Below are 20,730 nucleotides of genomic sequence, written 5' to 3'. Positions count from 1 at the left end.
CTCCTCATTGAAGAAGCGCTGGCGCTATGATTCAGAGCGTTTCAATCATGGGTCATGGCTCTCTTCTCCCCACTATGCAAAAACAGGAACGATTGGACCTGCCCCTTAAAGTTGTCTTTTTTTGAAAATTCCATCTATTTTTCTTGCACCCCTGTTTGCCACAGGGCCAAGCAACGGATCAAGTATTCAATTGGCTTTTAATAAGCCAGGCTGCACCTATTACCCCTGCATCATTGCCTAGTGTTGCCAGGCTGATTTTCGTTGATCTACTGACCCGTTTGAATGCATATTTTCCAAAGGCAGAACGGACAGTATCAAGCAGAATGTCCCCCGCTTGTGAAACGCCCCCACCAATGACGATTTTATCGGGATTCATCACATTCCCAACATGTGATAGTGCTAACCCCAAGTAATTGCCTACCTTATCTACCACAGCCGTGGACAAAGGATCACCTGCTGCAGCGCATTGGAATAACAATTTGGAAGTAACCACATTTCCCTCGTCGACTTTCTGCTGAAGCATTGACTTTTCATCGGCATTATTCAAGGCCTCTAAAGCCATACGGACGATCCCCGTTGCAGAGGCGACCGTTTCCAAACAACCTGTCTTGCCGCAATTGCACGGTGCCCCGCCGTCCGTTACGACCGTTATATGACCCACTTCTCCAGCAGCTCCACTAATACCATGGACGATTTGCCCATTATGGATGATCCCGCCTCCTACACCCGTACCTAAAGTGACACAAACGAGGTCTTTGGCGCCATTACCCGCACCTTTCCACATTTCTCCCAAAGCTGCCATATTGGCATCATTATCGATCACCGCAGGGAGAGATGTCTCCACTTCCAATAAATCTTTTAAAGGATAGTCTTTCCAGCCTAGATTGACGGCTTCATATATGGAACCATTTACAAAATTCACAGGGCCGGGGGCACCCATTCCTATCCCAACTATCTTACCCTTCGGTTCATTAAGTTCCACGAGCTTCGCATCAATCGCTTTCGCTATGTTAATCGTAATGAATTTGCCCTTATCGGAGATGTCCGTACTGATTTCCCATTTATGAATGATCTCTCCATATGAATTGATCAGAGCCAGTTTGGTAGTTGTACCGCCTAAATCTACACCCATCAGCCACTTTTCCATCATTCTCACCTTTTTTATCAAATTTTTTTCTTTTTTTCCCTTTCAAGAGACAATTGCTGCCTAATTAAAAGGATCGCCATTTGATAATCTTTCGTATCCATCATCTGCATACGGTGGATTTCCCTGATTTCAGCTTCCATCAGTTCAAGCTCGGCCAGCCGATCACCAATATAAATAAATGTACCGAATCTTTTCAAGTATTGTTGAAGATCATAATATGTTTTCATAGTTCGCCTCTTTAGTCTTTTCTATAGGAAAGTATATCGAATCAGCCTCTTTGTAACAAGCGCCCATTTCCTCTTTTGATAATTTTACCCATCCCCCTCATACATGTCCAACTCTATTCATATGATGAAATATCAGGAATGTGAACGCCTAATGCGGACTCTCTCGATTTGATTTGAAAATTTGGAACAGCTTAATATTTTTAAAAATCATTCATCATAAGTGAAAACGGAGGGGAAAAATGAAACTACAATTGAAGTATACCGTCTTTTTAGTCTTAACCACCATTTTTGTCATCCTTTATTTTTCAAATAGACAGGCAGAGGAAACCATTATTTTTTTTCCCATCGATTCCTCGCTCCATTTTACACAGGCTTCCACCCATCTGACACCGAAGGGTACCGGTGATTCCACCTATTCCATCACTTGGAAGGTGAATTCTGCGTTGGACCAGCCTGCTTATTTACGTCAGGATGTATCGCTCTTATACAAAAATGGAAAATTGTCAGGAGCTTTAAAAAATTGGCGGCAAAATAAACAAGAACTCTCTCAAAAAGCGAAATCTAAAGAAAGCGAGAGCGGGCGTTACGAAGCGGTAACTTTTCATTATGCCGAGGTTCATCCAAGTGACACAATTTTCACCAGTGCCCAGCAGCTCAGTAAAGATAAACTTTATACAGTAACGTCACCAGCTTTTCAATATTTCCATCGTCCCCTATCAGAAGAACAGATTCAATGGAAAAAAACGCTGGACGGCTTGACCGATCAAACGGTTAAAAATGGTTTGGAGAAAGCCGGTCAAGCATTTCAAGTTAATCTGGATCAGTACAATATCATCTCATTGACAGACCTGCCCTCAAAAAAAAATCAATGGCTTTCTGCCTTCCCCCATTTCAAACGGGAAGAAATTGTGGGAAAGCTGTGGGAGGGGCTTTATAAAAATTATGTGTTAGGAATTAAAAAGGAGGATGGATCCATTGTGAGTCCACAAGGTAGTACCATCCCCCAATTGCTTATGGCGAAGAATCAGGGTGAAATACTTGTCTTGTTTACACTGAAAGACGGTACCCCAATCATGCTACGTCAAAAGTTATAATCGCTTTTCAATTTCTGCCAGCAGTTTACTATATGCCTTTTTATCCGGGGCAAGCTCAATAGCCTTTTCAGCTTGCTCCTTAGCTTGATCAAATGATTCGAGCTTCATGTAGACTAAGGCCAGATTGTAATGGGCTTCATGCAAATCCGGATTGCTTTTAATCGCTTTTTCATAATAATCCCTTGCTTTGTATAAGTCGTCTTTATCAAAAGATAAATTACCTAGCATAAAAAGCGATAGTGGTGCATCTGGGTTTTCATCCACATAATTGAATAACATCTCTTCCGCTTTATCTTCTTCTTCATCATCAATATACTTCTGGGCTAGCATGGCCATGGTTTTATCATCTATAGCTGTACTGCTCTGATGGGTAAAACCAAATTGAAGCAGGCCATAGGTCAGTATCGCCGTTCCTATAAAAAAAGCCAGCTGCCGAAAGAGATTCCTGGTTTTTGGGAGATGGACCACTCCAGCAGCCAAGAACCCGCCAACCAACCCTCCGATGTGCCCTGCATTGTCAATTCCCGAAACGGTGAACCCATATATCAAGTTAATGATAATTAACGCGATCACTGTTGAGCCCATCGAGCGCATGAATAATTTCGGATAGACGATGCCAAAGTACAGAAGGGCCCCAAAACAGCCAAAAATGGCTCCGCTCGCCCCTGCCGAAAGATTCGGGGTCATGATGAAGCTGCCTAGAGTTCCGGCGAAACCAGCGAATATATAGATAAAAAGGAACCTGGCATTACCGTAAATCCTTTCTACTTCAGCACCGATCAAATACAATGAAAATGTATTCATCAGTAAATGAATAAACCCAATATGGATGATCATCGGTGTAAAGAACCGCCACCATTCCCCTTGTATGATATAAGGAGAATATTTAGCGCCAAACTCAATCAAAGTCTTGGAGTTGGTGCTGCCTCCATTAAACTCCATCAAGATGAACACAGCTATTTGTATCGCTATGAATATATATGTAAAGAATGGCTTATTGGCATTTTGAAATACTTTCTGCTCAGCCTTAGCCTTTTTGACTGACTCCGAGATGGCGTCTTTCTTTACTGCAAGAACCTTTTCCTCATCTATTTCATTTTCGTTAAGAACTTGAATTGAAAGTGGTTTTTTCAAAACATGCTCAAGGTTTTGCAATGAATCATGAATTGATTCACAAGTTAGAATAAACGTGTTAACATTCGTTTTTTTAAAGGAAGCCACCTGTAAACTAAAGTCATGATCATCGACCGGGGCAAATTTACTAACATAGATACTTAGTATGTCTATGGGCTTTTTGTATAATTTCCTTCTGATCCTTTCCCCATTCTGCAGTGTTCGGTCGATATCACGTTTCAGCCAATTAGCCCAATCCAAGTCATGTCGAATGAGCCTGATGACTGGAAACTCCTTATTCTTATCGCTCTCAAGCCAAATCTCCTGATGGTTTTCCGTGACAGTGATCATTCGATAATCATAATGGGCCGACAATTCCCTTATGGTTTCCCAAAACAAATAATCCTCTTTAAATCCCAATGCCTTCCCCACTTTCCAATGAATCTTAAGCTTCTAAAATTCCTGTTTCTTTAATTAAAACTATAGACGAAATCATGAAAAAAGTAAAAAGGAGACTGTTTCCCTCCACTCTCCCCCTCCTTATAAAAAAAAGGAACCCTTGATCAGGTTCCTTTTTAAGATGCCGGCATCATCATTTGGTCTGACTGAACATGCTTTGCATCATTTTATCCCTGAACATTGGCATATCCAAGGACTTAGTCACTAGAAATCTTCTCAGTATGCCGTTAGACAGCACAGCATTTATTAGGCGGTACCGGTTTTGATAACCTGCATAAACCACTAAACCAACCAAGAAGATTTGAATAATTAATCGAAGCATAACAATCCCTCCTAACATTAGTTTGATACAGGACAGGATTTTTATGAGCTAAAAATGATAATTAATAATTTTCTTCTAATGGGCGTACGTGCGTAAAACCCTTGAAGGGGTAATAAGTTTGCTGACCGCTATATCATGAACCTCTATCGGGAGATCATCCAAAAATTGAAGTTCATATGCAAGGGCCATTGTAGCACCTCGGTAATAAGAGAGGAAGCGGTCATAATAGCCGCCCCCAAAGCCTAGGCGATACCCATCTTTGGTAAAGGCCAGACCGGGTACGATCAATACGTCCAATTCCTCTTTGTGAGCCTTGGCAGTTTCAGCCACTGGTTCAAGCAATCCATAATAAACAGACTCCAGCTGATTGAAGGAGGAAATCTTTTTGAATTCCATTGTCTTTTTTTCAGGGTCACACTTTGGCACTGCCACTTCTTTTCCTTCACTCCATGCTTGTTCAATGATCCGTACCGTCGGAACTTCAGGTGGAATGGAGATGGTGATGCCAATGGTTTTAGCTTTTTTCCATTCCTCCAGTGAAAATAAGTTTTCAGCGATTCTGTTCGATAGTTCTTCATGTTCCACTTTGGTCAGCTCCATTAAACGGGACCTAACTTCTTTGCGGAGCTTATTCTTGTTTTCTCTCATCTCTTCCGACTCCTTTAGTCTACTTCTATTATTATCTCATAATATTTGTTCATTTACGAAAATACGAAGCGGGAAGTTGCCTAATCATTAGTATTCTGAATATATTCACTAAATGGCAACGGACCTAAAGGAAGGATAGAAAGAAGGTATTAAAAAAATGCATAAAAAAAACAACAGGAAAAATCCTGTTGCTTACTTTGTTTCACGGTGAGTCGTGCTGCGTTTTTCTCTTGAGCAGTATTTTTTAAGCTCAAGACGGTCTGGATTGTTACGTTTATTTTTTTTAGAAATATAGTTACGGTCTCCACATTCAGTGCAAGCTAATGTAATATTTACGCGCATTGTGTATTTCCCTCCAAACATATTGACTTTTTCACATAGGACTTTTCTATAATATCATTATTCAATGCGAATTGCTAGTATGTTTTTTGGGAAAACCAACATTAACTTTTTTTTATTTTAAATGGTCACGTTTTGCATCGTCAGAAGGAGCTGATTATTTATGACTTTCGCTTCTTCTTTCGTTTCAGCATGAATGACCCAAGCCACAGCTTCCACACATTCCTTTGGTAAGATTTCCGTCTCTAATGTAAACACGCTGGTAACTTCCCCTTTAGCGAGCGGTGAATAAGCCAGGAGCCCTTCTTTCAGTGATTTGAAGCATCCTTCTTGATAAAGGCTTCCCTTACCTTGGATGCAATATTGAGAGATGCTTTTCCCTTTCACCAATCCACCCAGTAAGGCAATCGATTGAGGTGCTACATGTAAAATCGCCCGTTCATTCGGGCTGTAAAAAGCCACCGCCTGTCTTTCGAAAGCGTTTTCATAGTGAAAAAACACTTTAGGACGCTTAGTCTCAAATGAAGTATTCCTAATAGTGAACTTCGAAAAGGTCACCTGACCCTGGGTATAAGTTTGCGAAAGTGTCCGGATTTCTCCATTAGGATGACTCATCATGTCTTCCTCAGGATACCAATCAAAACTCTCATCCATCCATAACCCAGACTTTAATCCCTTACGATATAGATCCTGGTTATCCTGCGGCATATATGCGAATAGCGAATTCATAATATCATCCCTTCCCCTTCTTTATCCTTATATAACTTATCGTTAGGCGCTGACAGTGAAACTTTCCACTTTAGAATCTGCACACCATTTTCTTATAGGTTCACCGATTTTAACTATTCATAATATTTCGTTTTTTCCGTTTTTTCCGTTTATTCTATCTTTATGTTAGCACTGAATTGGCTGATGGACAATAAACACTTTTTGTCGAATTTTATGTAAGTTATCTTTCAAAGGTTTTTTTCCCGTTTTCATGCCTGAATTTTTTTCTTCATCGATAGTCATGAGGCTTTTCGACAATAATTTGAAACCAAACAGACAATTAATGTAGTTTACTGCCATATCCGAAGATATAAAAATATGAAAATCTCCAATTTTTTTAAAATATGTGTAAAATATAAGTATATGTCGAAAATTATCTTCTGAGGTGTAAACATGGAAACCCTTATCATCCTTCTTTTTTCATTAGCAATCATCCTTCTTATCATTTCCTTTATCAGTAAAGATAAAGTTGCCAAATTAGAAGAGGATTTAGAACAGATGACCATAACCTATATGCAGGATATCTACCAATTAAAGAAGAAAGTGAAAATTCTTGAAGAGGAATTCATTATCCAGGATGACCCGATTCCTCCTTTAAAGACTAAATCACCTGTCACTTCCAATGATATCGAACCCATTCATGAAATTCTAAAAAGCCAGGTTCTATCCTTATATAGCCAAGGTCTTTCTTTGGACCAAATCGCAAAACAATCCTCGTTAACAAAGGAACAAACCATTTCAGTGATCAAGCAACAAAGATTGCGGGGTGAATAAAGATGAATAAAGCAAGACTGCAAGGCCTTTCCGCCGGTATCATCCTTACAACAACAATCTTTACAGGCTTTTATTATGGTACCGGATTAATGGAAGATACCACTCCGACTACGGAGGCAGCTAAGGAAATGCTCGAGAATGAGGGATTTGTCGTATCACTTCCTATCGAGGAAGCTAAAAGAACTGTCCATCAGTCAAAGGATGCGGATAAAGAAATAAAGGAGAAAGGAGCTTCAAAAAAAGATCACTCCATCGTCTCCTATACAATGGAAGTGAAAGCGAATATGACCACAACCGAAATTGCCAATAAGCTTTCCAAGGAAAAGGTCATCGATGATGCTGCAGGATTTGAAGCTTATATGAATGAACATGATTTCGCAAAAAAAGTTCAAATCGGCGAGTTTGTGGTTACGAATAATATGACATATAGACAATTGGCCAAAACTTTGACAAATTAATGAATAAGAGAGACTTTTAAATGGACGATGTCCGAGAAAAAGCCTCTCTTTATTTCAATTAGGGATGGGTTCATTCATTCCTGCTGATATATCTCCCTCTTACTAGGAAATAAATATTCTCTGCGATATTCGTTGTATGATCTGCCGTTCTTTCTAAATATCGGGCAATTAAGGAAAGCTGTGTGATCTGCTGAAGGTTTTTTTCATCTGAAAGCCGAAGGAGACCTCGAAGCATTTCTCCATAAAAACGATCTACCTCATCATCCATTTCAATGATTTCCCTTGAAAGAGCAACATCTTCCTTCTCAAATGCTTCTATCGAAAGTTCAATCATCTTTAGGGTAATATCATGCATCTGCTTTAAAGGTGTTAAAGGCAGAATAAATGGCTGGTCACCGATTCGGATGGCCGATTTAGCGATATTAACGCCAAAGTCCGCCATCCTTTCAATATCTGAAGCTATTTTTATGGCAGCGATGATACGCCGCAAATCAATCGCAACTGGCTGTTGCTTAGCAATCAGTAAAATCGCAAAGTCATTAATTTCCTCTTCCAGCAAATCAGCTATTGTATCATCATCAATAACTTCAAGAGCCTCTTCAACATTCTTGTTTTCCAGTGCGGTAAATGATTTTGATATCGCCCCTGAAGCTAAATTAGCCAACTTCACGATTTTCTCCTGTAATTCTTTCAATTGAAGCTCAAAATTTTCACGAACGATCATTATCGCATCTCCCTTTCTCTTTAACCGAAGCGTCCGGTAATGTAATCTTCTGTTCTTTTATCATTCGGATTAGAGAAGATGGTGTTGGTATCAGAATATTCGATGACTTCCCCATTTAAGAAGAAGGCTGTTCTATCAGAGATACGTGCTGCCTGCTGCATGTTATGGGTAACGATGATGATGCTGAATTCCTTTTTCAGTTCTTGGACCAATTCTTCTATTTTCAAAGTGGAAATCGGATCAAGAGCAGAAGTCGGTTCATCCATTAAAATGACATCCGGCTCGATTGCCAAACATCTGGCGATACAAAGGCGCTGTTGCTGTCCACCTGAAAGTCCATATGCATTTTCATGAAGGCGGTCTTTCACTTCATCCCAAATGGCTGCACCTTTTAAACTCTTTTCAACTATTTCATCAAGGATTTTTTTATTTTTGATACCATGGATCTTTGGCCCGTATACAACATTTTCATAAATTGATTTTGGAAAGGGATTAGGCTTTTGAAAGACCATCCCCACCTGTGTCCTTAAATCTTCCACCTTATAGGACTGATCGAGGATATTCCTGTTCCTATATTTAATCTGACCGGTCGTTTTAACATCCGGGACCAGTTCAATCATTCGGTTCAATGTTTTGATGTAGGTGGATTTCCCACATCCTGAAGGCCCGATGATGGCAGTTACTTCATTTTGATGCATATCAAGATTAATATTTTTCAAAGCATGGTTTTCTCCGTACCATAAATTGAGATTGGACGTTTCATATACCTTTTCCGGCAAGTCCACATATTCGACATTTTCGAACCCGATTGCCGGTGACTTTGTTTCTTTCGTTAAGGTCATATTCATGCTTCCTTCCTCCCATCAATATCTTTTCTGGAATTTATTTCGAATTAAAACCGCTATTGAATTCATGAAAATTAACAGGATGAGCAAAACGATGATTCCCGCTGCAGCAACCTGCTGGAATTCCTCCTGTGGACGAGATGTCCAATTATAAATTTGCATTGGCAGCACTGTAAATGTATCCATGACCGTTTGAGGCAAAAAGGCGATGAACATTGGTATGCCAACCACCACCAATGGTGCCGTTTCACCGATTGCCCTCGACAAAGCAAGTATTCCACCAGTTAAAATGCCAGGTATCGCAGCCGGTAGGACCACTTTCAGTATGGTCTGCCACTTTGTTGCACCCATTCCAAAAGAAGCTTCCCTTAAATCACGAGGCACGGCACGTATGGCCTCTTGGGCAGCTACTATGATGACCGGGAGAACGAGAAGACTCATAGTCAATCCTGCTGCCAATATGGACCGATCCAAGGCTAGCGCCCGCACGAAAACCGTTAAGCCCAGCAGTCCAAATACAATTGATGGGACACCTGCCAGATTGGAAATATTCACTTTGATAAAAGTGGTGATCCAATTCTTTCTGGCATATTCCTCTAAATAAATCGCCGTTCCGACACCAAGCAGCAGGGAAACTGGAGCCACGACTACCATCAACCATATTGAACCGATTAGAGCTGCTTTTATACCAGCATCTTCTGGTTTCCTGGAAGCGAAATTCTGAAGGAAATCCCCATTCAGATGACCAATTCCTTGAGTGAATATCCGATAAAATAAGATGGCCAATACAATGAGGCCAACCAATGTTGCCAAGAAGAATAATCCTTTAAAAATCGTGTTAACAGCCAGCCTAACGGGCATTTTTTTTGCAACATGACTTTTGTTTATCAGTTTCATGTCTTAATATTCCTCCCTGAACTTGCGAGAGATGAACTGCGCCAGTAAATTCATGACAAGCGTAAAGACGAACAGTGTCATTCCAACCGCATATATGCTGTAGTAAATCGTTGTCCCATACCCTGCATCCCCCGAACTGACCTGTACGATATAAGCGGTCATCGTTTGGATCGATGAAGTGACATCCATGCTCATATTTGGAGTAGAGCCACCTGCAACACTAACAATCATGGTCTCCCCTATCGCTCTGGATAAAGCAAGAACGATGGATGCCACAATTCCTGAAATGGCTGCTGGCAATACCACTTTAATTGTCGTTTCAAGTTTCGTTGCCCCTAAAGCATATGCACCTTCGCGAATCGACTTCGGCACTGATACAAGGGCATCTTCCGACAAAGAGGCTATCATAGGCATGATCATGATACCTACAACAATCCCAGGACTTAAGGCATTGAACATGTCAAGGGAAGGAAATAGATCCCGCAAAACCGGTGTTACAAAAGTTAAGGCAAAGAAGCCGTAAACGATAGTAGGAATCCCAGCTAAAACTTCTAAAATCGGCTTGATGATTCTCCGTGTATTCTCTGATGCATATTCACTCAAGAAAATGGCTGTTGCAAGCCCTACTGGAACTGCAACCACCGCCGCTATCACTGTTATCTTCAATGTTCCAACGACAAGGGGCATAATCCCATACGAAGGGGTAGATGCAAATGGCAGCCATTTAGCCTCTGTAAAAAATTCGACGATGGAAACTCTGTCAAAAAAGATGAATGTTTCAAATATAAGCGTCAGGATAATCCCGATTGTAGTAAAAACAGAAATTGCCGCAGTAAAGAACAATAACTTAGGTATGATTTTTTCTATATTTACTTTTTTCTTCCTTTTCTTTTCCAGGATCATTTGCTGTACAGAATAGCTTTCTGTTTTTCTCAGTTCCAACTTGCATCCTCCATTTCAGATACGCAATATTTGGATTTACAAGCTGTTACCCCCGCCTTAAACGAGTCAAGACGGGATTTCAGTAGCCTGTAATATCGATTATTTTTCCAGTTCTTTCAATTTATCAAGATCTTTCTTATACTCTTCTTCCGGTAGGCTGATATACCCCACTTCTTCAGCAAGCTCTCCAGCATTTTCAATGACGAATTGAGTATAATCTGCCACTTGTTCTTTTTCAGCTACCGACTTATTAGCTACATATGTGTATAGCGGACGTGATAATGGGGCATACTCCCCACTTTTAATCGTTTCATGTGTTGGCTCAACAGCACCTTTGCCGTTGTCGATGGAAACGATCTTTAACTTATCTTTATTTTCTGCATAGTAGGCAAAACCGAAGAATCCAATTGCATTTTTATCACCTTCTACACCTTTTACAAGAACATTATCATCTTCTGAAAGCGTAGCATTTTCCACCATTGGTTTTTCTTCAAGGATCACTTCATTGAAATAATCATATGTGCCTGAATCTGTTCCCGGAGAGTAGAATTTAATTTCTTCATTCGGCCATTCGGGACGTATATCAGACCATTTCTTCACCTTTCCATTATCAACCCACAGTTTTTGAAGTTCTTCAACTGTTAGTGAATCGATGAATTCATTATCTTTATTGGCGACGATTGAAATGCCGTCAAATGCCAATTTCAACTCTGTATATTTAACTCCCTTTTCATCAAGCATCGTACTTTCTTCTTCCTTGACCGGGCGGGATGCATTGCTTAAATCCGTTTCACCAGCGATGAATTTCTTAAATCCTCCGCCTGTTCCTGATGATCCAACTGATACTTTTACATCAGGTTGTGTACCCATATATTCTTCTGCAACTGCCTCCATGATTGGAAAGACCGTTGAGGAACCATCCGTAATCACTTCTCCCTGCAGTTGGCCTGACCCTTTTCCTTCACTGCTGCTTGTCTTAGTATCATCGGATCCACAACCCGCCGCAACTGCAATTACTCCACCCATCATTACAGTCATTGCCATACCCTTGAAACGTCTCATTTGTAAATCCCCCTAAGAATTTTATATGAATATTTTGTCCTACAAACACATCATACTTTTAGACTGTAAACCCCGTTTGAAGCAAATGTAAATATTCAGTAAATTATTGTGTACGAATTGTAAAGTTGCCAGAACTGAACTCATCGTTGCCTAAAAACCAAAAAAAACACGTTTTCGGTTTTACCCAAAAACGTGTTTTTAGCCTTTTTATTCATTTTCCTGACTTTTTCTAACTTCAGCCTGGTCTTTTTGAACGTCTTTACCATTCTCCACTTTCAAATCAGTCGAGGTTTCAGTATTCTCCTTCTTAGCCCGCTCTTTTTTCAGGTTGAAATAAGTATCCATGATCTCTTGGCCAATTTCTTTACTCATATTATGACCCGAATGGCCCTGATACGCCCACGGGACAACAACAGCAAAAGCAACTTCCGGGTTTTTAGCGGGTGCATAGCCGACCAACGTGATATTCATCGTATCTTGAGGCTTGCTATAATCCGTTCGGTTCGGACCATCATAGAACGCTTGCGCCGTTCCGGTTTTACCAGCTACCGTATATGGTTTCTTACCAAAATACGTATAGGCTGTTCCGCCTGGTTCCATCGTTACTTTCTCGAAACCGCTCTGCACACGCTCTATCCACTCTTCCTTCATATCCAGACGATTTATGACTGTCGGTGAAATGTCTTCAGCAACAGGCCCCAATTCCTCATTATTATCGACAGGATCTCGGACTTCTTTAACCATATGCGGCTTCATGCGATTTCCACCATTCGCAATGGCTGAAACATACTGAGCAAGCTGCATTGGTGTGTACGTATCATACTGTCCGATTGCGAGGTCAAGCAGCTTACCTGGAGACGTTTCAGAACCTTTGAATCCACTCATTTCATTCGGGAGGTCAATCCCCGTACGGACACCCAAGCCAAACTGGGCAAATGAATTACGCATGGTTGAAAATGCGCTTGAACTAATATTCAATGACCCATTCGGCACATATTTCGCACCGGCAATATTAATCGCTGTCCTAAACATATAAACGTTCGAGGATACTTTTAAGGCAGTCAAATCATTTATGTTTCCGAAGTTAGTATATGAGCCTTTAGGGGGGGTACCTTTGAATTTCAGCTTCGTATCATAAAAGTAAGTACCCGGCTGGATGGCCCCCTGTTGATAACCGGTCAAAACAGTTGCACCTTTTACGGAAGAACCCATCGTATAGGAAGTCGTAATATTCCCTAATGCAAAGTCCTCTATGGAAGATTTCCCTGTTTTCGGATCCTTTTCATATTTCTTACCAGCCATCGTTAAAACTTCCCCAGTATTAGGGTCCATCATAACGACAAAAGCTCTATCCAAGAACTTGGTGTTACCCAATTTCTTCTTGGCAATCAATTGCTTTTCAATGATTTCCTCTGTTGCAAGTTGTAAATCCATATCAATCGTCAATATAAGATCTTTTCCTCGCGAACCTTCTGTAATCACTTCGGAATCGACGACATTTCCTGATTTATCGGTCACATTCCTTACTTTTGCTTTCTGCCCTTGAAGAATATCCTCATATTGTGCCTCAATATAACTCTTACCTACTCGGTCATTCCGGCTGTAATCACGTGCCAGGTAATAGTTCAGACTTTCACTAGGCAATCCCTCTTCAGACGAAGAAACTTTACCCAATACCGATTTAAGGGTTTTATTATACGTATAAAAACGATCCCAATCCGTTGATATATCGACCCCAGGGAGTGAATCAAGGTTTTCGCTCACTTTGGCGAATTCTTCCTTCGTCACTTTTTTGTTTTTCACAATCTGCGGAGTAAGCGCATATCCGCTAGCAAATTCCCTGTATATGGCAAGCGTTTCCATATCCTTTTTCGAAAGTTTTGATTCTTCCTCCGTAATCCTTTCGAGCTGAAGCTTATACAAATCACTCTCTTCCAGCTCGCCCTCTTCGACTTTTTTTCTCTCTTTATCAGTAATCTTTTTCTCGGCCAGCTTTGGATTATTCAAAATCCAAAAATCCTTTTTATCGCGCTCAGTCACTTTTTTCGTATCTTTTTCGATCAACTTCGCGAGTTTCTCAGCCGTTTCCAACATTTCTGCTGGTTTCGTACCTTGCTTTCGTGTATATGTAATTGCATCCAGTGGTTGGTTGTCTACCATCAATTTTAAATTTCGGTCATACATTTTCCCACGGGGCACCGAATTATTCACGGTCACTTCCTCTGTTCTTTCAATCTCACGCCGGTAATCATCGCCATACACAATCTGCACAACACCTAAGCGTAAAATGAGAGCGGAAAACAAAACAAACACTAAAAAGAAAAGAATATTCAATCTGAAAGGCACATGCGTCTTTTTCTTTTTCTTGTTATTCACACTAAGCCACACATCCTTTTTACATAGTCATAATAGTCCTTTACTATTCTATAGAACATTTATATTTTTTTCTACCTTAGTGTTCTAGAAATATTAAACATCTGACCAATTTTCGACAAAATGTGACTTACGGCTCATAATTCCTAAACCGTAAGTCATGGATATTGAAAAGAGGCCTTTATGGCCTCTTTTCAATCTTGGTCAATGATATCGATTTTCCGTACAAACCAATAAATAGCCGTATGCCCGGCCCCGACGATTAACAGATAAATCGGAAGTACTTGCTCTAGGTCGAAAAACATGACTGAAAGAATGAATCCTGATATGGATACAATCCTTCCAAAATGTACGAACAGTTCCCGGACTACGATATATTCAATCCTCATTTCTGCTGCTTTCCAAGCGCGGCCTATAATGTCATAAGTCAATGATATATATGGGACCAAAAGAATAGGATAAGCGGTAGCAACAATCGCCCCATAGATGAGAAGCTTTCCGAATGTGATATCAATTGCAATCAATAAGACCCCTGCATACAACAGGATTCCTCCAATAAGAATCGCTTTCTTTCGCATCGGCTGTTTTATATATCGAGAAGCAAAAAAATACGCAACGAATGATATGGCTGAATTTAACAGACCATAGCTCCCTAAGGCAAGTTCACTACCCGTCTGAATGAAAACGGTGATCGAAATGATGAACATGAATGTACCCTCTCGTATCCCTTGAAAAAAATGTGCACGAGTGATCAATAGCCAATTACGATTTTTTTTACGTTCTTTCAATATCCGAAGAAAAAAATATTTCCCATGGGCTGGACGTCTTTTTAACGAAAAGCTAAGAAACACCGCAACGGAAAACAATAACAAAGACAAGCCGAATACAATGGAATATCCCGTGAATTTTTCAAGCCTCGAAATGATGAACCCCGAAAGAATAGGCCCCACCATCCCCCCAAGGGATGATAAAATCCCTAAAAAACCATTGAAGAAATCTCTAGTTTCCGGTTCAGTAATCTCAAACGTCAATACATTATACGCTAGCCAATAAAACCCATAACCTATTCCTAATAGTGCACCGAGCAGCCAAAGGAAATCCGTTGCCCGTGTGCCGACCAAAAGGACAGTTAAATAAAATAGGGCCAAAAAGATAACACCTAGACGCAAAACAATGATTCGATCCACTTTTTTCGCCAGCCTGCCAGCAAAGACAAAGGTAAGCGGTTGAAAAAGCACCACGGTTAGATTATATACGGCAATATCAACAATTTGACCGGATTGTTTCCACAAGTACACATTAACGAATGTATTGGATAAAGCAACGCTAAGGCTGTACAGACCGCCAATAAACAAAAGGAGGTGCAGATCCTTCTTCCCCCCCGCTTCACCCAACCATCTCTCTAAAATACCCATTGTTTTAACTCTCCTTTAAATTCCACTCTAGTGTTTGAAAAAACAAGGGTATTTATGTAAAAAAAGTAAAGAAAACTCTTCGACTGGCGAGACAGGATGACGAAGACAGAGAAGTAGTTGCACTTACACTGTTTACCGCTAAGGTCCTTGGCGCATTTTCCCTTTCCTGTATTCTGAACAGTGTAAAGAAAACTCTTCGACTGGCGAGACAGGATGGCGAAGACAGAGAAGTAGTTGCACTTACACTGATTACCTTATAGGTACTACCCGCATTCTCCCCCTCAAATTAGATCAAGAACAGTGTAAAGAAAACTCTTCGACTGGCGAGACAAGATGACGAAGACAGAGAAGTAGTTGCACTTACACTGTTTACCTTATAGATACTGCCCGCATTCTCCCCCTCAAATTAGATCAAGAACGGTGTAAAGAAAACTCTTTGACTGGCGAGACAGGATGGCGAAGACAGAGAAGTAATTGCACTTACACTGGTTACCTTATAGGTACTGCCCGCATTCTCTTCCAAAAATTAGATCAAGAACAGTGTAAAGAAAACTCTTCGACTGGCGAGACAGGATGGCGAAGACAGAGAAGTAGTTGCACTTACACTGGTTACCTTATAGGTACTGCCCGCATTCTCTTCCAAAAATTAGATCAAGAACAGTGTAAAGAAAACTCTTCGACTGGCGAGACAGGATGACGAAGACAGAGAAGTAGTTGCACTTACACTGTTTACCTTATAGATACTGCCCGCCATAAAAAAACAAAAAAAAGACAGGATTTCCGGTAAAGGAAGTTCCTGTCTTTTTTTTCACTAATTATTTTGCAGCGCTGTAACGTTTTGCAACTTCATCCCAGTTTACAACATTCCAGAAAGAATTGATGTATTCAGGACGACGGTTTTGGTAGTTTAGGTAGTAAGCATGTTCCCAAACGTCCAATCCAAGAAGTGGAGTTTTACCTTCTGATAATGGATTGTCTTGGTTCGGTGTACTTGTTACTTCCAACTCGCCGTTGTTGACAGCAAGCCAAGCCCAGCCAGATCCAAAACGAGTAGTAGCCGCTTTAGCGAACTCTTCTTTAAAGCTGTCAAAGCTTCCGAATTTAGAAGTGATAGCATCTGCTAATTCACCAGTTGGTTGTCCGCCGCCGTTAGGTGAAAGGATTTCCCAGAATAATGTGTGGTTAGCATGTCCGCCACCATTGTTGCGTACAGCTGTGCGTACAGCTTCAGGTACTGCGTCAAGGTTAGCGACAATTTCTTCAACGCTTTTGCTTAAAAGTTCTTGGTTGCCTTCTAGGGCATTGTTCAGGTTTGTCACATATGTGTTGTGATGTTTAGTGTGGTGAATGTTCATTGTTTCTTTGTCGATGTGTGGTTCTAATGCATCATATGCATACGGTAATTGTGGAAGTTCAAAAGCCATTATAAAATTCCTCCCTATGTAAGCTGTTTTTTTGAGGGCTTCAAGTCTAGAAAGATACCTGAAGCTCGCTAGCAATAGAGTATCAAATTTTTGTAACCGTTTCAAACCTTATGCTCAGTTTTTCATTTTTCGATTTTATTTCCTATGAGAATACCACGAATATAAAATATCCTATCATCAGAAGTTGAATGATGCCTTTGGTGATTACACTGCTTATAAAACCTACAACGGAACCAAGGCCGATTTTAGAAGCAGTAATCGGGTCTTTTTTATGGACAAGGATTTCCGCCAGGAATGCCCCGATGAATGGACCTATTAGAATTCCGACGAACGGAATCACGAATGGTCCGACCAGAAGCCCAATCGTACTGCCCCAAACCCCCGCTTTCGTGCCGCCATATTTTTTAACCCCAACCATGTTTGCTATATAATCAGCTGCGAATAAAAGGATGACGAATAAAATTTGGACAGTCCAGAAAAACCAGCCAAATGGTTCAAAGGAATAAAATAGTCCATATAACAATATTCCGCCGAATATGAATAAAACACTTGGGATGATCGGAAAAATCAGACCGACAAAGCCCATTATGAACATGAGGATAATTATTATCCAAAATAGTGTATCCATAACTAAAAACGCCCTTTCTCATTTCATTAAAAATTTTTGCCTTTATCTCTCCATAATTGCCTCTTTATTGATGGTTGAAACCAATGAAGCAGAATACAGGTTGTTTTATTTTTCCCAAATAGTTAAAATTGGTTAGGAATCTTATATAGTTAGGTGCTGAAAAACATTGAACATATTCAAACAACTATGGGTAAGCATATATTCTCCTAAAGATATCGCTTCCTTTCAAAGCCAAGGTATCGGGAAAACGATTTTATTCGTATTCTTTATAAGTCTCATCGCCTTTCTCCCTTCAGCTTTTTATTTCGGTACAATGATAGTTGACGGGATAGATGCCATGAATGAAACAGTATCTGAAGACTTACCTGCATTTGAAATCAAAAATGGCACGTTGACGACTGAAGAAAGTGAGCCATTTAGCCTTAATAAAAACGGTTACCAAATTTTCGTAGATGGCACGGGGGCCTTGACCCCGGAAGAAGTTGCTTCACAAGCTGATGAAGCTGTCGCCCTTTTAAAGTCTAATCTGGTGTTCGTTTCTGGCGGCAACGTGCAATCCTCTCCATATTCACTTCTGGAAGGAGATAATCAGGAAATATCCACTTGGCTTGAGTCAGTTGAATCTGTGCTACCGATCATCCTTCCATTGCTACTACTTATATTATACCTGTTTACTGCTAGCGGAATCTTCATTAAAGTGACAATCCTTGCCGCTTTCGGTCTTCTTTTCAAAAATGCCCTTGGCCGTTCGCTTTCCTATAGGCATCTATGGAGAATTGGTGCATATAGCATTACACTTGCCACCATATTCTTCACCATCATGGATGCTTTTCAAGCAACGGTTCCATTCGCTTCAATCATTAGCTGGTTTGTGACATTAATTATGTTATATTTATCCATTAAAGAAACAGCCGCTAATAAGATTGCAGATTGACCTTAAAAAGCAAAAAGATCCGGAACCCATCTGTTCCGGATCTTTTTGCTTTTACTTATAATCGGATTATCCATGCTTTCCCGCATATGACTACAGTCATCATTTTTTCATATCTACTTAATTCGACAAAATACTCACCAAGTCATTCTTATACTTAACGTTGAAATAGTATTTAAGAGGTATAGACGTGAAGGAAAGTAATATTGATGTACAATGGCTGTTACTCATAATGGAGGCAAGAGAAATTGGTATGACTCCAAAGGAAATCAGCTCTTTTCAACTGAAAAAGAAAAACCTTCCCACATCCCATTTGAAAAATTGCCCATTTTTAGGCATATTTTTAGATTCTTTCAAGTATATATGAATTAAAGACAAGCTTGGGAGGATGGAAAATTGAAGCGGCTACTGCTTTTTATCTCATTCTGTTTCACTTTATTTATTATTTATTTCGATTTGACTACGGGTACCCTGCCGGTTTCCCATCCACCGGCCACTACAGGCGAACCGACCGTCCCGGCCAGTCAGTCTGCAACCGCACCATCTGCCGCTTATAAAGAAATCACCATGAAACCCGGGGATACCTTACTCTCCATCATTGAAACGGAAAAAGTCGGATCTAATCAGCCAATCGAAACGATCATTTCTGACTTTCAAAGTTTGAATGAAGGATTGAAGCCCGAAAATATGCAGATTGGCAAAACATATAAGATTCCCGTTTATAAATAACCTCTAAATGGGGATCTGCGCATTCCCAAGCACCATTAAGAGGGATTTCCAAGCATCGAATTTATCCAGGAATAGGGAATCTTTCTTGTTGAAAAAAGATAATACGACCTATTTCCTTGTCAAGCGGTATGTACATTGATACAATATTTCAGAGAAGCAAATTAAAAATCAAAACTGATTTTTTCCTAAAGGAGAGAATTCCACTTGAGTGAAATCATACATCGCACTAAGACGCGGCCAATTAAAGTCGGAAACTTAACAATTGGCGGCAATAATGAAGTTATTGTACAAAGCATGACAACAACAAAAACACATGATGTTGAAGCAACAGTTGCAGAAATTCTTCGTCTTGAAGAAGCTGGTTGCCAAATCGTACGTGTCGCCTGTCCAGATGAAAGAGCGGCAGATGCCATTCCTGAAATAAAAAAACGGATAAACATCCCACTTGTAGTTGATATTCATTTTGATTATAAGCTGGCTCTTAAAGCAATAGAAGGCGGAGCAGATAAAATCAGGATTAATCCTGGTAACATCGGACGACGTGAAAAAGTTGAAGCAGTTGTTAAAGCTGCGAAAGCAAAAGGAATTCCGATTCGTATTGGAGTCAATGCCGGTTCACTCGAGAAGAAGATCCTCGATAAATATGGATACCCAACTGCCGATGGCATGGTTGAAAGTGCTTTACACCATATCAAGATCCTGGAAGATCACGATTTCCATGACATAATCGTTTCCATGAAGGCTTCTGATGTGAATTTAGCCATCGAAGCATATGAAAAAGCTTCAAAAGCATTCGATTACCCATTACATCTGGGAATCACGGAATCAGGTACACTGTTCTCAGGAACCGTAAAAAGTGCTGCCGGACTAGGTGCCATCCTAAGTCAAGGTATTGGAAGCACGATGCGTGTTTCCTTAAGTGCCGATCCTGTCGAAGAGGTGAAGGTGGCAAGGGAGCTCCTAAAAGTATTTGGCCTTGCTTCTAACATGGCCACATTAATTTCCTGCCCTACTTGCGGTCGGATCGAGATTGATTTAATCTCCATCGCCAATGAGGTTGAAGAGTACATCCAGACGGTTAAAGCACCAATTAAGGTATCAGTGCTCGGTTGTGCGGTAAACGGTCCTGGGGAAGCCCGTGAGGCTGATATCGGCATAGCAGGGGCTCGTGGTGAAGGTTTGCTGTTTAGAAAAGGGCAGATTGTACGTAAAGTGCCTGAAGAGACGATGGTCGAGGAACTGAAAAAGGAAATTGACAAAATCGCTGAAGAGTACTATGAAAAACAAAGAGCCGAAGCGGCTGCTGCCGCTTTACTAAATAAATGAAAAAAATCCCGATAATATCGGGATTTTTTTTCATTTGAAAACCCTTTGATGCATTTTGGAGAAATGACATCAAAGGGTTTCAAAA

At 40.5% G+C, this 20,730-nt stretch carries 22 protein-coding genes; 6 read left to right on the top strand and 16 right to left on the bottom strand.

From position 1 onward, the window contains the following. Window positions 1-178: 178 nt before the first annotated feature. Both ACQKKK_RS02680 and ACQKKK_RS02675 read right to left on the bottom strand, forming a co-directional pair. Window positions 179-1,150 (bottom strand): ROK family glucokinase, encoded by a 972-nt coding sequence (locus tag ACQKKK_RS02680; RefSeq protein WP_427613860.1) that lies wholly within the window; start codon window positions 1,148-1,150, stop codon window positions 179-181. A 14-nt stretch (window positions 1,151-1,164) separates the two neighbouring features. Next, window positions 1,165-1,374: a YqgQ family protein gene (locus tag ACQKKK_RS02675; RefSeq protein WP_427613858.1), complete on the bottom strand. Its 210-nt coding sequence runs from the start codon at window positions 1,372-1,374 to the stop codon at window positions 1,165-1,167. A gap of 239 nt (window positions 1,375-1,613) precedes the next feature. Between ACQKKK_RS02675 and ACQKKK_RS02670 the strand changes: the two genes are divergently transcribed. Continuing rightward, window positions 1,614-2,468: a hypothetical protein gene (locus ACQKKK_RS02670; protein ID WP_427613856.1), complete on the top strand. Its 855-nt coding sequence runs from the start codon at window positions 1,614-1,616 to the stop codon at window positions 2,466-2,468. Here the strand turns inward: ACQKKK_RS02670 and ACQKKK_RS02665 are convergent. From ACQKKK_RS02665 to ACQKKK_RS02645, 5 genes are all read right to left on the bottom strand, one after another. After that, window positions 2,463-4,001, bottom strand: a complete 1,539-nt coding sequence (locus ACQKKK_RS02665; protein ID WP_427613854.1) for a rhomboid family intramembrane serine protease — start codon at window positions 3,999-4,001, stop codon at window positions 2,463-2,465. The two genes, ACQKKK_RS02670 and ACQKKK_RS02665, sit on opposite strands and share 6 nt — an antisense overlap. Before the next feature lie 172 nt (window positions 4,002-4,173). Continuing rightward, on the bottom strand, window positions 4,174-4,362 hold the full coding sequence (locus ACQKKK_RS02660; protein WP_061464062.1) for a hypothetical protein: 189 nt from the start codon (window positions 4,360-4,362) through the stop codon (window positions 4,174-4,176). Between the two features lie 75 nt (window positions 4,363-4,437). After that, window positions 4,438-5,010, bottom strand: a complete 573-nt coding sequence (locus ACQKKK_RS02655; RefSeq protein ID WP_427613852.1) for a 5-formyltetrahydrofolate cyclo-ligase — start codon at window positions 5,008-5,010, stop codon at window positions 4,438-4,440. A 192-nt stretch (window positions 5,011-5,202) separates the two neighbouring features. Next, a complete protein-coding gene (rpmG, locus tag ACQKKK_RS02650; RefSeq protein ID WP_028391797.1) occupies window positions 5,203-5,352 on the bottom strand; it encodes a 50S ribosomal protein L33 in 150 nt (49 codons plus the stop codon). A gap of 117 nt (window positions 5,353-5,469) precedes the next feature. After that, a complete protein-coding gene (locus ACQKKK_RS02645) occupies window positions 5,470-6,078 on the bottom strand; it encodes a hypothetical protein (RefSeq protein ID WP_427613850.1) in 609 nt (202 codons plus the stop codon). A gap of 432 nt (window positions 6,079-6,510) precedes the next feature. On the opposite strand from ACQKKK_RS02645, the gene ACQKKK_RS02640 reads away from it, so the two are divergent. Both ACQKKK_RS02640 and ACQKKK_RS02635 read left to right on the top strand, forming a co-directional pair. Beyond that, window positions 6,511-6,891, top strand: a complete 381-nt coding sequence (locus ACQKKK_RS02640; RefSeq protein WP_427613849.1) for a hypothetical protein — start codon at window positions 6,511-6,513, stop codon at window positions 6,889-6,891. A 2-nt stretch (window positions 6,892-6,893) separates the two neighbouring features. After that, entirely contained in the window at window positions 6,894-7,349 is a 456-nt protein-coding gene (locus tag ACQKKK_RS02635; RefSeq protein WP_427613847.1) for a hypothetical protein, read from the top strand. 70 nt (window positions 7,350-7,419) lie between these two features. On the opposite strand, the gene phoU is transcribed toward ACQKKK_RS02635, so the two are convergent. From phoU to ACQKKK_RS02590, 9 genes are all read right to left on the bottom strand, one after another. After that, window positions 7,420-8,073: a phosphate signaling complex protein PhoU gene (phoU, locus tag ACQKKK_RS02630; protein ID WP_427613845.1), complete on the bottom strand. Its 654-nt coding sequence runs from the start codon at window positions 8,071-8,073 to the stop codon at window positions 7,420-7,422. Between the two features lie 20 nt (window positions 8,074-8,093). Continuing rightward, entirely contained in the window at window positions 8,094-8,921 is an 828-nt protein-coding gene (pstB, locus tag ACQKKK_RS02625) for a phosphate ABC transporter ATP-binding protein PstB (RefSeq protein ID WP_427613843.1), read from the bottom strand. A gap of 15 nt (window positions 8,922-8,936) precedes the next feature. After that, on the bottom strand, window positions 8,937-9,815 hold the full coding sequence (pstA, locus tag ACQKKK_RS02620; protein WP_427613841.1) for a phosphate ABC transporter permease PstA: 879 nt from the start codon (window positions 9,813-9,815) through the stop codon (window positions 8,937-8,939). A 3-nt stretch (window positions 9,816-9,818) separates the two neighbouring features. Continuing rightward, a complete protein-coding gene (gene pstC, locus ACQKKK_RS02615) occupies window positions 9,819-10,718 on the bottom strand; it encodes a phosphate ABC transporter permease subunit PstC (RefSeq protein ID WP_427614055.1) in 900 nt (299 codons plus the stop codon). A gap of 138 nt (window positions 10,719-10,856) precedes the next feature. After that, window positions 10,857-11,819 carry a PstS family phosphate ABC transporter substrate-binding protein gene (locus ACQKKK_RS02610; RefSeq protein ID WP_427613840.1) on the bottom strand — a complete coding sequence of 321 codons (963 nt, stop codon included), beginning with the start codon at window positions 11,817-11,819 and terminating at the stop codon, window positions 10,857-10,859. Between the two features lie 207 nt (window positions 11,820-12,026). After that, window positions 12,027-14,195, bottom strand: a complete 2,169-nt coding sequence (locus ACQKKK_RS02605; RefSeq protein WP_427613838.1) for a peptidoglycan D,D-transpeptidase FtsI family protein — start codon at window positions 14,193-14,195, stop codon at window positions 12,027-12,029. A 191-nt stretch (window positions 14,196-14,386) separates the two neighbouring features. Continuing rightward, entirely contained in the window at window positions 14,387-15,607 is a 1,221-nt protein-coding gene (locus ACQKKK_RS02600) for an MFS transporter (protein WP_427613836.1), read from the bottom strand. Between the two features lie 815 nt (window positions 15,608-16,422). Continuing rightward, on the bottom strand, window positions 16,423-17,031 hold the full coding sequence (gene sodA, locus ACQKKK_RS02595; RefSeq protein WP_034308436.1) for a superoxide dismutase SodA: 609 nt from the start codon (window positions 17,029-17,031) through the stop codon (window positions 16,423-16,425). Between the two features lie 142 nt (window positions 17,032-17,173). Further along, complete coding sequence (locus ACQKKK_RS02590; protein WP_427613834.1) at window positions 17,174-17,659, bottom strand: DUF456 domain-containing protein; 486 nt, start codon at window positions 17,657-17,659, stop codon at window positions 17,174-17,176. Between the two features lie 166 nt (window positions 17,660-17,825). On the opposite strand from ACQKKK_RS02590, the gene ACQKKK_RS02585 reads away from it, so the two are divergent. The 3 genes from ACQKKK_RS02585 to ispG all read left to right on the top strand — a co-directional run bounded on the left by ACQKKK_RS02585 (window position 17,826) and on the right by ispG (window position 20,645). Next, window positions 17,826-18,593: a DUF1189 domain-containing protein gene (locus ACQKKK_RS02585; protein WP_427613832.1), complete on the top strand. Its 768-nt coding sequence runs from the start codon at window positions 17,826-17,828 to the stop codon at window positions 18,591-18,593. Between the two features lie 393 nt (window positions 18,594-18,986). Further along, window positions 18,987-19,319: a hypothetical protein gene (locus tag ACQKKK_RS02580; protein WP_427613831.1), complete on the top strand. Its 333-nt coding sequence runs from the start codon at window positions 18,987-18,989 to the stop codon at window positions 19,317-19,319. A gap of 213 nt (window positions 19,320-19,532) precedes the next feature. Beyond that, window positions 19,533-20,645 (top strand): flavodoxin-dependent (E)-4-hydroxy-3-methylbut-2-enyl-diphosphate synthase, encoded by a 1,113-nt coding sequence (gene ispG, locus ACQKKK_RS02575; protein WP_185147838.1) that lies wholly within the window; start codon window positions 19,533-19,535, stop codon window positions 20,643-20,645. The last annotated feature ends 85 nt before the right edge of the window (window positions 20,646-20,730 follow it).

The sequence above is a fragment of the Peribacillus sp. NPDC006672 genome, assembly GCF_050274955.1.
GTDB lineage: Bacteria > Bacillota > Bacilli > Bacillales > DSM-1321 > Peribacillus.
The sequence above is the reverse complement of the archived record's forward strand: the minus strand, read 5'-3'. Positions and strand labels throughout refer to the sequence as shown.

What these genes read in the sequence shown, in the direction of transcription:
- pstA (WP_427613841.1), bottom strand. Translation starts at nt 9,815, where the DNA reads ATGAAACTGATAAACAAAAGTCATGTTGCAAAAAAAATGCCCGTTAGG.
- ACQKKK_RS02600 (WP_427613836.1), bottom strand. Translation starts at nt 15,607, where the DNA reads ATGGGTATTTTAGAGAGATGGTTGGGTGAAGCGGGGGGGAAGAAGGAT.
- pstC (WP_427614055.1), bottom strand. Translation starts at nt 10,718, where the DNA reads ATGATCCTGGAAAAGAAAAGGAAGAAAAAAGTAAATATAGAAAAAATC.
- pstB (WP_427613843.1), bottom strand. Translation starts at nt 8,921, where the DNA reads ATGAATATGACCTTAACGAAAGAAACAAAGTCACCGGCAATCGGGTTC.
- ACQKKK_RS02610 (WP_427613840.1), bottom strand. Translation starts at nt 11,819, where the DNA reads ATGAGACGTTTCAAGGGTATGGCAATGACTGTAATGATGGGTGGAGTA.
- ACQKKK_RS02640 (WP_427613849.1), top strand. Translation starts at nt 6,511, where the DNA reads ATGGAAACCCTTATCATCCTTCTTTTTTCATTAGCAATCATCCTTCTT.
- ACQKKK_RS02655 (WP_427613852.1), bottom strand. Translation starts at nt 5,010, where the DNA reads ATGAGAGAAAACAAGAATAAGCTCCGCAAAGAAGTTAGGTCCCGTTTA.
- ACQKKK_RS02635 (WP_427613847.1), top strand. Translation starts at nt 6,894, where the DNA reads ATGAATAAAGCAAGACTGCAAGGCCTTTCCGCCGGTATCATCCTTACA.
- ACQKKK_RS02680 (WP_427613860.1), bottom strand. Translation starts at nt 1,150, where the DNA reads ATGATGGAAAAGTGGCTGATGGGTGTAGATTTAGGCGGTACAACTACC.
- ACQKKK_RS02590 (WP_427613834.1), bottom strand. Translation starts at nt 17,659, where the DNA reads ATGGATACACTATTTTGGATAATAATTATCCTCATGTTCATAATGGGC.
- ACQKKK_RS02670 (WP_427613856.1), top strand. Translation starts at nt 1,614, where the DNA reads ATGAAACTACAATTGAAGTATACCGTCTTTTTAGTCTTAACCACCATT.
- sodA (WP_034308436.1), bottom strand. Translation starts at nt 17,031, where the DNA reads ATGGCTTTTGAACTTCCACAATTACCGTATGCATATGATGCATTAGAA.
- ACQKKK_RS02645 (WP_427613850.1), bottom strand. Translation starts at nt 6,078, where the DNA reads ATGAATTCGCTATTCGCATATATGCCGCAGGATAACCAGGATCTATAT.
- rpmG (WP_028391797.1), bottom strand. Translation starts at nt 5,352, where the DNA reads ATGCGCGTAAATATTACATTAGCTTGCACTGAATGTGGAGACCGTAAC.
- ACQKKK_RS02675 (WP_427613858.1), bottom strand. Translation starts at nt 1,374, where the DNA reads ATGAAAACATATTATGATCTTCAACAATACTTGAAAAGATTCGGTACA.
- phoU (WP_427613845.1), bottom strand. Translation starts at nt 8,073, where the DNA reads ATGATCGTTCGTGAAAATTTTGAGCTTCAATTGAAAGAATTACAGGAG.
- ACQKKK_RS02660 (WP_061464062.1), bottom strand. Translation starts at nt 4,362, where the DNA reads ATGCTTCGATTAATTATTCAAATCTTCTTGGTTGGTTTAGTGGTTTAT.